The sequence below is a fragment of the Pseudomonas sp. Tul2A7 genome (assembly GCF_054790505.1).
This window is the reverse complement of the sequence record NZ_CP186499.1, coordinates 331,922-345,870: the sequence shown is the minus strand read 5'-3', so window position 1 is coordinate 345,870 and position 13,949 is coordinate 331,922. Positions and strand designations below refer to the sequence as shown.

Below are 13,949 nucleotides of genomic sequence, written 5' to 3'. Positions count from 1 at the left end.
AGGCAAACGAGAATAATGAGCGATTGAGAACGCGATGAACCGAGAAGGTTCATCGCGTGGGGATAGCGTTACGGCAGGACTTGCTTGAACGGCTTGACGAGCACATTGGCGTAGACGCCAGCGGCGATGTACGGATCGGCATCGGCCCACGCTTGCGCAGCACTCAGCGAATCGAATTCGGCGACGATCAGGCTGCCGGTAAAACCCGCTGCGCCCGGATCATTGCTGTCGACGGCCGGGTGTGGGCCTGCCAATACGATGCGGCCTTCGCCCTTGAGCGCTTGCAGGCGTTCCAGATGCGCAGGGCGCGCGGCCAGGCGTGCTTCCAGCGAGTTGGCGACGTCGGTGGCAATGATGGCGTAGAGCATGTCAGTCCTCGGTTTTTGGTGTTGTTGTGGTATCGGCATCGTGCAGGTGACGCGACAGGTAAATGCCCTGTGCGACCAGGAATACCAGGGTCATGCCCAGGCTGCCGAACACCTTGAAATCCACCCAGTAACTCTGGAAGGTAAAGGCGACGAACAGGTTGGCGGCTCCGCAGAACAGGAAAAAAGCGATCCAGGCGATGTTCAGGCGGGTCCACACCGGATCCGGCAGGGTCAGCGCGTGACCCATGATGCGTTTGATCAGCAGGCGATCACCGATGAAGTGGCTGCCGATGAAGGCGACGGCGAACAGCCAGTTGACCACCGGCGCTTTCCATTTAAGGAAGGTTTCGCTGTGGAAGGCCAGCGTCAGGCTACCGAACACCAGGCAGGCGATCAGGGTCAGCCATTGGCTCTTTTCCAGCTTGCGCTGTTTGATGAACAACGCGCCGTACACCACCAGGGAACTGATGATCAGCATCGCCGTGGCGCTGTAAATACCGCCTACAGTCACTTCATGGCCAGCGATGTCGACGACCCGTGGATCAAGTTTGTAAACGATGAAGAACAGCAGAAGCGGGATGAAATCGATGAATTGTTTCACAGTGAGAGCCAGAAGCTGGATGTGGCGGCATAATAACAAACATATGGGCGCGCGATAGCGCCAGCTGATTTGAGGTTACAACTCCCCGTGAATGTTGATTTGCACTGCCATAGCACGGCCTCCGATGGCGCCCTGGCGCCTGCGGTTCTGGTTGCGCGTGCGTTCGAAAACGGCGTGCGAGTCCTGGCGTTGACCGACCACGACACCCTCGAAGGTCTCGCCGAAGCGCGTACGGCCGCCAATGAATTGGGCATGCAACTGGTCAACGGCGTCGAATTGTCCTGTACCTGGGGCGGCGCGACCATTCATGTGTTGGGCTACGGTTTCGACGTTAATGCGGCACCGTTGGTCGAGGCGATTGCCAAGTTGCACGATGGCCGCTGGCTGCGGTCGGAAGAAATAAGCCGCAAGCTCGCCCTTAAAGGCATGCCCGGCGCCCTCGACGGCGCCCGGAAAGTCCAGCAGGAACTGGGCGACAGCGGCAATGCGCCGGCCCGTCCGCATTTCGCCGACTGGATGGTGCGTGAAGGGTTTGTAAAGGATCGCGCCGAGGCATTCCGCAAATGGCTCGGCGCTGGCAAGCTCGGCGACGTCAAGTTGCACTGGCCGACGCTGGAAGACACCGTCGGTACGCTGCGAGCCGCCGGTGCCTGGGTCAGCCTGGCGCATCCGTGGCACTACGATTTCACCCGCAGCAAGCGCCGAAAGCTGATTGCCGACTATATTCAAGCAGGCGGGCATGCAATCGAGGTGGTCAATGGCCATCAGCCTGCGGAACAGGTCGGCAGCCTGGCAATCCTTGCCCGTGAGTTCGGTCTGCTGGTCAGCGCCGGCAGTGACTTCCATGGCCCTGGCGGCTGGTCCGAGATCGGCCAGTACCGGCCGGTTCCCGAGGACCTTCCACCCCTGTGGTGTCGGTTCAAACATGACACAGATATTGCCGCCGTCTGAACAGGTAGAGAATGTGAGTCAATTTTTCCAGATACATCCGGAAAACCCGCAAGCGCGCCTGATAAAACAGGCGGTCGAGATCATCCGCAAGGGCGGGGTGGTGATTTATCCCACGGACTCTTCCTATGCGATCGGTTGCCAGATCGGTGACAAAACCGCGATCGAGCGCGTGCGTCGCCTGCGTCAGCTCGATGAAAAGCACAACTTCGCGCTGATCTGCAGCGACCTGTCGCAACTGGGCAACTACGCCAAGATCGACACCGGCACCTTCCGTATTCTCAAGGCGCATCTGCCGGGGCCGTACACCTTTATTCTGAACGCCACCCGCGAAGTGCCGCGTCTTTTGCTGCATCCGAAGAAGCGCACCATCGGCCTGCGCGTGCCAAGCCATCCGATCGCGCTGGCGCTGCTGGCCGAACTTGGCGAGCCGCTGATGAGCGTGACCCTGATCATGCCCGGCGAAGAAGACCCGCTCAGCGATCCTTACGAGATGCGTCAGTTGCTCGAGCACCAGGTGGATTTGATCATCGATGGCGGCTTCGGCGGCATCAAGGCCTCCACGGTGATCGACCTGACCGGCGATGACCCGGAAGTGATCCGCGTCGGTTGCGGCGATCCGACGCCGTTCATGGTCGAGGCCTGAATGTCCGCAGTGGAATCCGTTGTCGATCCCCAGGCCGGCGCTCAGCAAGAGCTGCCGTTTGCCATGGTCTATGGCCAGGCGGTCATGGAAATGCCGCTCGACCTGTACATCCCGCCGGATGCGCTGGAAGTCTTTCTCGAAGCCTTTGAAGGCCCGCTCGACCTGCTGCTGTACCTGATCCGCAAACAGAACATCAACATCCTCGACATCCCGGTGGCGGAAATCACCCGCCAGTACATGGGTTATGTCGAGCTGATGCAGTCGGTGCGTCTGGAGCTGGCCGCCGAGTATCTGGTGATGGCCGCGATGCTCGCCGAGATCAAATCGCGCATGCTGTTACCGCGCGCCGAAACCGTCGAAGACGAAGAAGACGACCCGCGCGCCGAACTGATCCGCCGCTTGCAGGAATACGAGCGCTTCAAGGCTGCCGCCGAAGGCATCGACGGCTTGAGCCGGGTCGGTCGTGATGTGATCGTGCCCAAGCTCGACGCCCCGGAAGCCCGGGCGCGCAAGCTGTTGCCGGATGTCGCGCTGGAAGAGATTTTGATGTGCATGGCCGAAGTGCTGCGCCGTGGCGATATGTTTGAAAGCCACCAGGTCAGCCGCGAGGCGCTGTCGACCCGTGAGCGCATGAGTGATGTGCTGGAACGGCTCAAGGGCGGCGGCTTTGTGCCGTTCGTCGAGCTGTTCACCGCCGAAGAGGGCAGGCTGGGTGTGGTAGTGACCTTTATGGCGATCCTTGAACTGGTCAAGGAATCCTTGGTCGAGCTGGTGCAGAATGAGCCGTTCGCCGCGATCCACGTGCGAGCCCGAGCCGAATAACGAGTCGAAACATGAACCTGACTGAACCCCGCGAGCTGGCCCCCCTGCTTGAAGCCTTTCTGTTGGCCTCGGGAAAGCCGCAATCACTTGAGCGCCTGTTTGAACTGTTTGAAGAAGGCGAACGCCCCGAGCCTGCGGTCTTCAAGAAAGCCCTGACCCTGCTGGGCAAGTCCTGCGAGGGCCGCGCGTTCGAGCTCAAGGAAGTCTCGTCGGGCTATCGCTTGCAGATCCGCGAGAAGTTTTCGCCGTGGGTCGGCCGCTTGTGGGAAGAGCGCCCGCAGCGTTATTCCCGCGCCTTGCTCGAAACCATTGCGCTGATCGCCTATCGCCAGCCGATTACTCGGGGCGAGATTGAAGACGTGCGCGGTGTGGCGGTGAACAGCAACATCGTCAAAACCTTGTTGGAGCGTGAGTGGATTCGCGTCGTTGGCTACCGCGATGTGCCGGGAAAGCCGGCGATGTTTGCCACCACCAAAGGTTTTCTCGATCACTTCAACCTGAAGAACCTCGAAGACCTGCCGCCGCTGGCTGAACTGCGCGAGATGGAGACCGACCCGGTACTCGATTTCGACGATGCGCCGGTGCCGCAGGGCTTGCAGGAACTGGCCGACGCCAGCGCCGAGCCGGAGGAAGAGAAGGAAGAAACCAGCTTCCATACGTTGTTGCTGGAACTGGACAGCATGGAGGAGGGGATCAAGACCGACTTCGACGATTTGCTGCGGGATGCGGTGGATGGTGAGGTTCCGACGCCTGAAGCAGAAATCGAGACTGAGCCTGAGCCACAGATCGCTGAGCCAACCCTCGAAGTTGAACTTGAAGCTGAGCCAGAAGCCGAACCGGAAGAGGACATTCTTGGCGTCGCCGAAGCCCGCGAGAAGCTGTTGGCCGCCGTCGCCGCCCTCGAACAACCGGCGCCAGAACCCGAACCGGAGCTAAGCGAAGAAGAAGCCGAAGCCCGCGCCTTGGCCGAAGCCATCGAAGCCGAACGCCGCGAATTCGAAGACTGACCCGCCCTCAAAACCGCCGCGATCCCCTGTAGGAGTGAGCCTGCTCGCGATAGCGGTGTATCTGCCAAGAAGATGTTGACTGACACACCGCTATCGCGAGCAGGCTCACTCCTACAGGGATTTGTGTGTTTCTGGAGACTGCGATGAGTTCCACCAAAGACCCGTGCATCAGCCTCTGCAAGTTCACCGACGACATCTGCCTCGGCTGCGGCCGCAGCAAGCGCGAAATCAAGGCCTGGAAGAAACTCGACAAGGACGACAAGCGCACCGTACTGGCCGAAGCCGCGCTGCGCCTGATCAAACTCGGCGGTGCCGGTCGGCGGAAAAAGAAATAACCTTGGCCTGATCGACTAGTCTCTGATGCGCGACGGCGCACATCCGCGTATGATTCGCGACCCTCCGCCGATCCCTTCGGCCGAGAACCCAGATTTCAATGCTTCAGGCGCCGCCTGAACAGACCACACCGGGAGGTGCCCAGATGAGCGACATCATTCAGAAAGACGACCAGGAAATCGGCCCAGCAGGCGAAAAGCTGCAGAAAGTCCTCGCCCGTATCGGCGTCGGCTCGCGCCGTGACGTGGAATCCTGGATCAGCCAGGGCCGGATCAAGGTCAATGGCAAAGACGCCACCCTCGGTCTGCGCGTCGACATGCACGACGCCATCACCATTGATGGCAAGGTGATCAAGCGCGAAGAGGCGGCCGAATCGGTGCGCCGCGTGATCATGTACAACAAACCCGATGGCGAGATCTGCACCCGTGACGACCCGGAAGGCCGTCCGACCGTGTTCGACAAGCTGCCGCGTCCGAAAGAAGGGCGCTGGATCAACATCGGTCGTCTCGACATCAACACCACCGGTCTGCTGATGTTCACCACTGATGGTGAGCTGGCCAACCGCCTGATGCACCCGTCCTACGAGATGGACCGTGAGTACGCCGTGCGCGTACGCGGTGAAGTCGACGACGAGATGATCGAGCGTCTGAAGGCTGGCGTGGTGCTGGAAGACGGCCCGGCCAAGTTCACCGACATCAAACAGGCACCGGGCGGCGAAGGCTTCAACCACTGGTATCACTGTGTGGTGATGGAAGGCCGTAACCGTGAGGTTCGTCGTCTGTGGGAATCGCAAGGTCTGGTGGTCAGCCGTCTGAAGCGCGTGCGTTTCGGCCCGGTGTTCCTCAACTCCGACTTGCCGATGGGCCGTTGGCGCGAAATGAGCCAGTACGAAGTCGACATCCTCAGTGCTGAAGTCGGCCTGACGCCAGTAGCGATGCCGCAACTGAACGCCAAGAGCAAAGACAAGCTTGAGCGCATGCAGCGCAAATCGTCGCGGCCGATGGCCAAGACCGAGCGCGTACGTACTCTGCGTCCAGCCGCTGGCGCGCCGACCGGCCCACGTCCAAGCCGTGAGCCGCAGATCGAAGGTGAGCGTCCAGGTCGCAAGCCAGTCGCCCGTGACGGCGAGCGCACTCCGCGTCCGGCCAACGGTCGTACTGAGCGTGGCGAGCGTGGTGCTCCTGCCGGTCGTGGTACGCCAGTGGCGGATCGTCCAGCGGACACCACCAACAAGCGTCCGGCCAAACCTGCGCCGAAGCGTCCGGGGATCAAGCTGGTTGATGGCGACAAGCCGTCGGGCAAGCGTCGCGGTGCACCGGCCGGTTCCGGTCAGCGTCCGGGGTTTGGTCGCAAGAAACCGGAATAAGGCAGCTGTGAGCTTCTAGCGGCATGCTTCAAGCCAAAGCAGAAACGCCAACCTCAGGGTTGGCTTTTTTTTTCGTCTGGCGCACACCGATCGTTCCCACGCGGAGCGTGGGAACGATCAGGTGTCGGCCCTAAAACACAAACCGCCCATCAAACACCGGCTTGTCATCCAGCGCCAACACCCCACCCGAAAAGATCAGGTCCAGGTGATGGCTGCCTTTAGCGCCACCGCCCAGCCCCAGATGCAACCCACAATGCCGCTCCTCAAACCCGGCATTGCGCGCATACAAATCCTTCACGCCTTCATTGGTGCCAATCCCCAACTCTTCGATACGCCGATTCGACGGATTCGCATCCAGGTACTTGTTGAAATCATGCTCCAGCCCCGGCACCTCGGTGGCGATGCGGCTGATGGTGGAATTCTCGATCCACAGCTCCAGCGGCGACTCCAGCACGCCGTACTTGCGCGCGAACGGAATGGTGCTGAGGAACGTGCCCTTGAACTTCACATGGCCATTGATGGCTTCGCTGTGTGTGGCGATTTCGCCGGGGGCGAGGTCGAAGTTGCCGACACCGTTGATGTCGGTCCACTTCTTGATGCTGCTCAGCGGTGTTTCAAACCATGAGCCGTCATCGTCCTTGAAACTCAGCGTGGTCGCTTGGGACATGCGCTGAATCAGGTGACTGTTGAGCCCGGCAATCCGCTGCGGAGTGACGCTGAAGGTGTCGTAGAAATAATCACCGTAATCCTTGAACAGCAGCGACTTCTTCCAGTTTTCTGCCATCACGCCTTGCAGCGCGCGGACGAATTCCGGGCCGTCGGGGCGTGGGTTGGGCAGGGTGGAAGAGTCGTAGAAGAAAATGTACAGATCGCTGTCGGTAATCGCCGAAGTCAGCGTTGCGGTGCTTTCCAGGTCCAGACGTCGGGCGCTGAACTGGAAACGAGGATGATCGCCAGCCTGTTCGGCGATCGCGCCGGTCAGCGCTTCATAATCAGCCGTGTGGCCGAGCAGTACCTTCGCCGAGTCGAGGCCGGCAAGGGCAGGGTGGTGTTCGAGGTAGTAAAGGAAATGCGAGATCGCGCGGGGCTTATCCATGAGTCCTCCCTGACTGACCGTGAAGAAAGTGGCAGGCACGACCGGCCGGATCGTGCCTGCCCGGTGATGTCTTACAGAGGCCACATCGCCGTGCCGAACGGAACTACCGCGTCGGCTTGCATCATTTCTACTGCTGCCTCGTGGGTCGGTGCTTCAAACCATTCGTCCAGTTGCAGTTCGGTATCCAAGTCTTTTTCCAGTGCTTGCATGGTCGATCTCCTAGATGACTTTCACGGTTGTGACTGGCCGGTCGAGGTGGCCGGCAAGACGTGAAGAACCTAGTTCACGGATTTTTGTAATGCAAAAAACTATTCATTTAATTTTTAAATAGACTTTTTATTCTGTTTTTTCACTGGGTTTTTCTTATTTGAAAACAAAAAACTAGGTCGTGGTTTTCATTAGCAAGCTAGCGACCGTCAATTTGCAGACGTCCGACAGAATTTTCTGAAATGGAAACTTTGCGTTACGCATCGTAAAGAAATGTTTACGAAAAACCCGATAAAACCGAGTGAAACCAACTCGTGATGACCGCTGTAAGGAAAAGCTGCCGCAGCCTGCTCCGCCGCGGGCCCGGCAAGGCTCTGGCACGCTTGTTTCAGCGCCGTTTGCAGGGTGAGATGCGCCCCATGCCTGTCGTGCAGGTGCATAACAAGAAGGAGGCGCAATGAACGCCGTGACTGATCTCCACCTCTCTCCGTGGGACGGTTTTTTCCTCGTCCACGCCGATGGCCTGCAAAGGCTTGACTCAATTTTTGCAGCCGCTCGAGTGTCTCGAGGCGGACACACGCAATCCCGGCAACCATCACGCTGATCCAGCGGGGTCTGGCAGCAGGGGGTTAGCGGTGTACAATGCGCCGCGTTTTAACTGTGACCTTCTGCGTAATCGCAAAAATCTCAAGGCTATCCGCCTTGTTCACTCCGTGGCGCCACAAGCGTTTCGGGTTCGATTTCGTCACAGATAAAAACAAACAGGTGACGCATGACCGTTGTAAATAAGCTGAACTCCTGGTGCCTGCGCTGGGGTTTGATCGGGGCTGCTTGAAATCGCAACCTTGCAGCAACGTCTACTGAACATCATCAAACCTTGCGTGAGACCTTTTTCATGAGTGGACAACCCTCGCAATCAGGCGAGCTGAAACGCGGCCTGAAAAATCGCCATATTCAACTGATCGCCCTCGGTGGCGCGATCGGTACCGGATTGTTCCTCGGCTCGGCCGGGGTACTGAAATCCGCCGGCCCGTCGATGATTCTCGGCTACGCCATCTGCGGCTTCATCGCCTTCATGATCATGCGCCAGCTCGGCGAGATGATCGTCGAAGAGCCGGTGGCCGGTTCCTTCAGCCATTTCGCGCACAAGTACTGGGGCGGCTTTGCCGGTTTCCTGTCGGGCTGGAACTGCTGGATTCTGTACATTCTGGTGGGCATGTCGGAGCTGACTGCGGTCGGCAAATACATTCACTACTGGGCGCCGGACATCCCGACCTGGGTCTCTGCGGCAGCCTTCTTTGTGCTGATCAACGCGATCAACCTGGCCAACGTCAAAGTCTTCGGTGAAGCCGAATTCTGGTTCGCGATCATCAAGGTCGTGGCGATCGTCGGCATGATTGCGCTCGGCAGCTACCTGCTGGTCAGCGGCAACGGCGGCCCGCAAGCGTCGGTCACTAACCTGTGGTCACACGGCGGGTTCTTCCCGAACGGCGTCAGCGGACTGGTGATGGCCATGGCGATCATCATGTTCTCCTTCGGCGGTCTGGAAATGCTCGGTTTCACCGCAGCGGAAGCTGACAAGCCGAAAACCGTGATCCCGAAAGCGATCAATCAGGTGATCTACCGCATCCTGATTTTCTACATCGGTGCACTGGTGATCCTGCTGTCGCTGACCCCATGGGACAGCCTGCTGGAAACCCTCAACGCGTCGGGCGATTCGTACAGCGGCAGCCCATTCGTGCAAGTGTTCTCGATGCTCGGCAGCAACACCGCCGCGCACATCCTCAACTTTGTGGTGCTGACCGCCGCGCTGTCGGTGTACAACAGCGGCACCTACTGCAACAGCCGCATGCTGCTGGGCATGGCCGAGCAGGGCGATGCGCCGAAAGGTCTGGCGAAGATCGACAAGCGTGGCGTGCCGGTGCGGTCGATTCTGGCTTCGGCGGCGGTGACGCTGGTCGCTGTGTTGCTCAACTACTTTATTCCGCAGCACGCGCTGGAACTGCTGATGTCGCTGGTGGTTGCAACGCTGGTGATCAACTGGGCGATGATCAGCTTCTCGCACTTCAAGTTCCGCCAGCACATGAACAAGACCCAGCAGACGCCGCTGTTCAAGGCGCTGTGGTATCCGTACGGCAACTACATCTGCTTGGCGTTCGTCGCGTTCATCCTCGGCGTGATGTTGCTGATCCCGGGCATTCAGATCTCGGTGTATGCGATTCCGCTGTGGGTCGTGTTCATGTGGGTTTGCTACGTGATCAAGAACAAGCGCGGTGCGCAGCAGGCCGTGCACGCGGCAGGTGCTGCCAAGTAAGCGCTGACACAGAAACACAAAACCCGGCCTGAGCGCCGGGTTTTTTTATCGCTGCAAATGTTGAAGTGCTATTGATAGCCGGCGAAAGGATAGTCCCTGCACAGGGTTTCGACCTCTGAGCGAAACTGCGTGAGGAGCAGCGGTTCCAGGGTGTAATCCTGTTCGCCGAGCGGCGCCACCGTGTTCAGAATCCGCACGATCAAATCGACGATCTGGCGGCTGCCGTGGACATCGACCCGGCGTTGCGCCAGCGCGCCCGTGCCGATGCGCAGTCCGCTGGTGACAAGTGCCGAACGGGGATCCTCGGGTACGCGATGTTTGCTGACGATGATCCCGCAATGTCCCAGCGCCGCCTCGGCGATAGCGCCCGTGATGCCACCCCGCAAGCGAACCAGCACCGTGTGGTTTTCACTGCAGCCGCCGACCACCTCATAATCCTTGGCCTGAAACGCTTTGGCCATTTCATCCGCCGTACTGCGGATCTGCGCCATGCAGGTGTCGAATGCTGCGGACATTGCGTAACCCAGCGCGGCAGCCTTCGCAGCGATCATGTTGGCGGCCGGCGCGCCCTGCATTCGCGGGTAAACGGCTTGATCAAGCAGGCGACTGAAGGTGGTCCGCAAACCGGGAATTTTGGTGTTCGCATCAGCACCGCTGAGAATCACGCCACCGCGAGGCCCGGCGAGTTGCTTGTGCGTGCACGTGACGGTGACGTGGGCGGCGTCGATCGGGCTTGGGTGTCGTCCGGTGGCGACGAGCCCGGCGATATGCGAAATGTCGGCGAGCAGGATGGCCCCGGCTTCATCGGCAATTTCGCGAAACCGCTTGAAGTCCACTTCGCGCGAATAGGCGGTGGCGCCGCAGAGGATGACGCGTGGGCGATGGGCGAGTGCGAGCAGGCGCACCTTGTCGTAATCGATCAGGCCGTCTGCGGTCGTGCCGTACTGGATCGCCTTGTAGTAGGCGCCGGAAAACGCGGCGAGGCTGCCATGCGTGAGATGACCGCCGTGTTCCACCGCCATGCCCAGCAAGGTGTCGCCGGGCTCAAGCAAGGCCGTGAGCACTTGGTAAACGGCGTTCGACGCTGAGTGTGGCTGCACGTTGGCGTATTGCGCGCCGAACAGTTGCCGCGCCCGGCGGATGGCCAGCGATTCGACCCGCTCGACATTCTCGCACCCAGCGCTGTGACGCTTGCCGGACATGCCTTCAGCGGTCACGTTGACCAGCACGGAAGCGCAGGCCGCCAAGGTTCGCGGCTGGACTGCGCAGGAGGAGGAGACCAGTGAAAGCGTGTGCTGTTGACGCGTGACTTCAGCGTCGAGAATTGCCGCCAGTTCGGCGTCTTCTGCGCGAAGATCCGCCAGGCCGCGTCGCAGCAAGTCAGCCTGGTTCTTGAGCGGTTCAGTAATGACTGCCATTGCTTGATTCCTTCCCTGGTTTTGCGTGATTTGCGCATGTCCTTGCTTGCCAGATCTGTACAGGCGAATCCGTGTTTTCACCGCTGTGCGCGCAAAACTAAACCCTGTACAGATCCCCCCGTTTTGTCGTTCTGTCACTCTCGAGAATGCGACGCAGGGTTGACGCATCATAAATTTTTCGGTGAGGAACGCCACAGAATTAATCAAAAAATTGAACATTCTTCAAAGAAAATGATTCTTTTTGTAGTCGCGTCGGGTGTAAAACAGCCATGGCTCGGAGACGATTTTCAGGCCTCGGGTGGAAGTCGACAGGAACTGACGAGTCAGTGAGGAGGCTGAAATGACCCCGCACGTTGGCGGAAGCAGCCTGTGAAAGCTGACTTTTTATACCGGACCCAGGGAGGGAGAATGCTATGATCCTGCGCGGCACTGACAGGGATATAACTGCAATTTCCTACCTCACTTGTGTATGTCCGGAATGATCATTCGGGACGTGACATTGATTGCAGTTAAAAATGGATGATAAGCATGTGATGCACAGAAGAGAAAGATCGGAGAATCTGAAGAACAACATCAAATACCTGATAAAGAGTCGCGGGGAGACGCAACTGTCCTTGTGCAACTCCAGTGGTTTGACCCGAACGACCATCTACAACATTCTTGAAGGCAAGGTGGTCAATGTCCAGCAGTCTACTGTGCGCAAGATTTCTGATTTCTTCGGGGTGTCTTACGAAGAAATAGAGACGATTGATTTTGAAGAAAAGGAAATCATCGAAAGCAGTATTTCGCCACAGGGGAACATGAATCCGGCCGCTGTTCCGGTGATTAAAGAAAGTATGCTGCTGCAAAGTCTGGATAAAAGAATTGGTGAGTTGGCCACTATTTATCCACTGACTTACTATTTCGGCGCGTCCTTTAACCTGATTGGTGTGCTTCTGGAAAACGAAATCAGCGGTATGAATGAACCCGGCGATCTGTTGATCGTGCAGAAAGGAGCATCGACCAGCGACAGGGAAAAGCTGGTGTATGACAAAATCACAGCGAAGTTATCTATAAGCCATGAAGGCAACTTTGATACGGATCGTGTATGCGTAATCGGAGATGTAATCGAGGAACGATTTAATGGATTGCAGTGTTGAGTTGGAAAACAGCAAGTACAAGTTGCTGGGGTTCGAAAATGGAAAAAGCCTGGCCGTTATCATGGTCATTGCGACAGGCAAAATAATTAAAATAAAGCTAAGTGAAGTGTTGAATAGTGAGATTATGGATAATCTGAATAAAATCGAAGTGAAAAACCTCTACAAGAAGTTTTACTCCCAGGGCGGAGCACTCACTGCCTACGAAATCAATGACCGGCATGAGAGTTCGTGGATGATCTACATTATCCTGAACCTGATGCTGTTCACGCTTTACATTTTTACCAGTATTGCAGCGACAAAACCGATCTACCTCGAGTATTTCGATATTGTCGTAACGCCGGGCACCTTCCTCTATCCGCTGACATTCCTGATCGTCGACTTGCTTAACGAAACGTTTGGCCTGCGGCTCGCGCGAAAAGCGATCCTGTTCGCGTTCATCAGCAACGCCGCGATTATCATTCTGCTGGCCATCACGACTCATCTTCCGGGATTGCCGGGCTGGAAGCTCGATGGCGCTTACAATGATGTTATCAGCCAGTTGTCCGCAGTTCTGGTAGCGTCTTCTATATCGTTTCTGGTTTCCGAGAACATAAACTCGTACCTGTTGTGCAAAATCAAAGAACTCACAAATTCCAGGTTTCTGTTTTTGCGAGTGTTTTTAAGCACATTGTTTGCTGTGATCATCGACAGCTTTCTGTTCTGCTACATCGCTTTCTACGGGACGATGGAGAATAGCGCGATACTGGGCATGATCTACGTTCAGATCGCAATCAAGGTAGGTTTTGCCTTCTTTAATATCTTGCCGGCCTACGGCGCAAGATCATTGTTCAAGAAATACCTGACGGGTGCGCAGACGCAATAAAGAGAGGAGAGCGCTCACTCGGCATGCTTGAGTGAGCGCTTCTTGTTGCAGTATTACTTTAAGCCAAGTTTCTCTTTCAAGCGTTGAGTCACCTGTACTTTATTGTTCAGGAACTCATTCAAGCCTTTGGCGCGAAGATTACAGGCATCGCAATCGGAACATCCAGTGCCTTTGATGCCGTTATAGCAAGTCAATGTTTCCTCGCGAACCAGATCCAGCTGATGGTGGTAATCCGCCAAGGCCCAGGTTTCTGCCTTGTTCAGCCACATCAATGGCGTATCCAGTTGCAGCTTGTAATCCATGCCTAATTCAAGTGCTTTGTTCAGCGCCTTGACGAATTCATCCCGGCAATCGGGATAGCCCGAGAAGTCGGTTTCACAGACACCAGTAATGACCGTTTTGGCCTGGACTTGATAGGCATAGATAGAAGCCAGCGTCAGAAACAGAATGTTCCGTCCCGGAACGAAGGTGCTTGGCAGACTCTCGCCGGAACTGTTCACGGTCGGGACAGGAATGTTATCGCGCGTCAGGCTGCTGATGGCTAGCTCATTGAGCAAGGACACATCCAGCGTTTTATGCACGGTGACACCGAGCTTTTTCGACAGCTGCTGCGCCACTTCAATTTCTGCGTGATGACGCTGACCATAGTCGAACGTGATGCAGTGGACTTCATCGTAGTGGGTCAGGGCGTGGATCAAGCACGTGGTGGAGTCCTGCCCGCCGCTGAATACGATAACTGCTTTGTTGGTCATGGTTATGCTTCCTGCATTGAGGTCTTGAGGGCAAAGGGGGGAGATGATACTCGAAATGGAGATGGAGTTC

General features: G+C 57.3%; 15 protein-coding genes. 9 read left to right on the top strand and 6 right to left on the bottom strand.

The window, feature by feature from the left end; genetic code table 11:
* Positions 1–68: 68 nt before the first annotated feature.
* Both ACOYXJ_RS01685 and ACOYXJ_RS01680 read right to left on the bottom strand, forming a co-directional pair.
* Positions 69–368 (bottom strand): YciI family protein, encoded by a 300-nt coding sequence (locus tag ACOYXJ_RS01685; protein WP_008021382.1) that lies wholly within the window; start codon positions 366–368, stop codon positions 69–71.
* A 1-nt stretch (position 369) separates the two neighbouring features.
* Positions 370–969, bottom strand: coding sequence for a septation protein A (locus tag ACOYXJ_RS01680; RefSeq protein ID WP_007919675.1), 600 nt, complete (start codon positions 967–969; stop codon positions 370–372).
* Between the two features lie 87 nt (positions 970–1,056).
* Here ACOYXJ_RS01680 and ACOYXJ_RS01675 point away from each other — a divergent pair, with 87 nt between their 5' ends.
* The 6 genes from ACOYXJ_RS01675 to rluB all read left to right on the top strand — a co-directional run bounded on the left by ACOYXJ_RS01675 (position 1,057) and on the right by rluB (position 6,091).
* On the top strand, positions 1,057–1,920 hold the full coding sequence (locus ACOYXJ_RS01675; RefSeq protein ID WP_460367564.1) for a PHP domain-containing protein: 864 nt from the start codon (positions 1,057–1,059) through the stop codon (positions 1,918–1,920).
* A 13-nt stretch (positions 1,921–1,933) separates the two neighbouring features.
* Positions 1,934–2,563 (top strand): L-threonylcarbamoyladenylate synthase, encoded by a 630-nt coding sequence (locus ACOYXJ_RS01670; protein ID WP_460367562.1) that lies wholly within the window; start codon positions 1,934–1,936, stop codon positions 2,561–2,563.
* A gap of 123 nt (positions 2,564–2,686) precedes the next feature.
* On the top strand, positions 2,687–3,385 hold the full coding sequence (locus ACOYXJ_RS01665) for a segregation and condensation protein A (protein WP_172828192.1): 699 nt from the start codon (positions 2,687–2,689) through the stop codon (positions 3,383–3,385).
* Positions 3,386–3,396: 11 nt separating this feature from the next.
* Positions 3,397–4,392 (top strand): SMC-Scp complex subunit ScpB, encoded by a 996-nt coding sequence (scpB, locus tag ACOYXJ_RS01660; RefSeq protein WP_460367560.1) that lies wholly within the window; start codon positions 3,397–3,399, stop codon positions 4,390–4,392.
* Between the two features lie 143 nt (positions 4,393–4,535).
* A complete protein-coding gene (locus tag ACOYXJ_RS01655) occupies positions 4,536–4,727 on the top strand; it encodes a DUF1289 domain-containing protein (protein ID WP_007919669.1) in 192 nt (63 codons plus the stop codon).
* A gap of 143 nt (positions 4,728–4,870) precedes the next feature.
* The gene (rluB, locus tag ACOYXJ_RS01650; RefSeq protein WP_095122761.1) at positions 4,871–6,091 is read left to right on the top strand and encodes a 23S rRNA pseudouridine(2605) synthase RluB; all 1,221 of its coding nucleotides are present in this window, start codon (positions 4,871–4,873) and stop codon (positions 6,089–6,091) included.
* Positions 6,092–6,221: 130 nt separating this feature from the next.
* Here rluB and ACOYXJ_RS01645 read toward each other — a convergent pair whose 3' ends face one another.
* Positions 6,222–7,187: a M29 family metallopeptidase gene (locus tag ACOYXJ_RS01645; protein WP_331695127.1), complete on the bottom strand. Its 966-nt coding sequence runs from the start codon at positions 7,185–7,187 to the stop codon at positions 6,222–6,224.
* A gap of 71 nt (positions 7,188–7,258) precedes the next feature.
* Positions 7,259–7,396: a hypothetical protein gene (locus ACOYXJ_RS01640; protein WP_003222780.1), complete on the bottom strand. Its 138-nt coding sequence runs from the start codon at positions 7,394–7,396 to the stop codon at positions 7,259–7,261.
* An 893-nt stretch (positions 7,397–8,289) separates the two neighbouring features.
* Here ACOYXJ_RS01640 and ACOYXJ_RS01635 point away from each other — a divergent pair.
* On the top strand, positions 8,290–9,708 hold the full coding sequence (locus ACOYXJ_RS01635) for an amino acid permease (protein WP_095122757.1): 1,419 nt from the start codon (positions 8,290–8,292) through the stop codon (positions 9,706–9,708).
* A 68-nt stretch (positions 9,709–9,776) separates the two neighbouring features.
* Here the strand turns inward: ACOYXJ_RS01635 and ACOYXJ_RS01630 are convergent, their stop codons facing one another.
* Positions 9,777–11,126, bottom strand: coding sequence for a serine hydroxymethyltransferase (locus ACOYXJ_RS01630; protein WP_460367557.1), 1,350 nt, complete (start codon positions 11,124–11,126; stop codon positions 9,777–9,779).
* Positions 11,127–11,659: 533 nt separating this feature from the next.
* On the opposite strand from ACOYXJ_RS01630, the gene ACOYXJ_RS01625 reads away from it, so the two are divergent.
* Positions 11,660–12,265, top strand: a complete 606-nt coding sequence (locus ACOYXJ_RS01625) for a helix-turn-helix transcriptional regulator (RefSeq protein WP_095122793.1) — start codon at positions 11,660–11,662, stop codon at positions 12,263–12,265.
* Entirely contained in the window at positions 12,249–13,127 is an 879-nt protein-coding gene (locus ACOYXJ_RS01620; protein WP_007919658.1) for a queuosine precursor transporter, read from the top strand. The genes ACOYXJ_RS01625 and ACOYXJ_RS01620 overlap by 17 nt, the downstream gene beginning before the upstream one ends.
* A gap of 53 nt (positions 13,128–13,180) precedes the next feature.
* Here the strand turns inward: ACOYXJ_RS01620 and queC are convergent, their stop codons facing one another.
* Positions 13,181–13,879: a 7-cyano-7-deazaguanine synthase QueC gene (gene queC / locus ACOYXJ_RS01615; RefSeq protein ID WP_007919656.1), complete on the bottom strand. Its 699-nt coding sequence runs from the start codon at positions 13,877–13,879 to the stop codon at positions 13,181–13,183.
* Between the last annotated feature and the right edge of the window lie 70 nt (positions 13,880–13,949).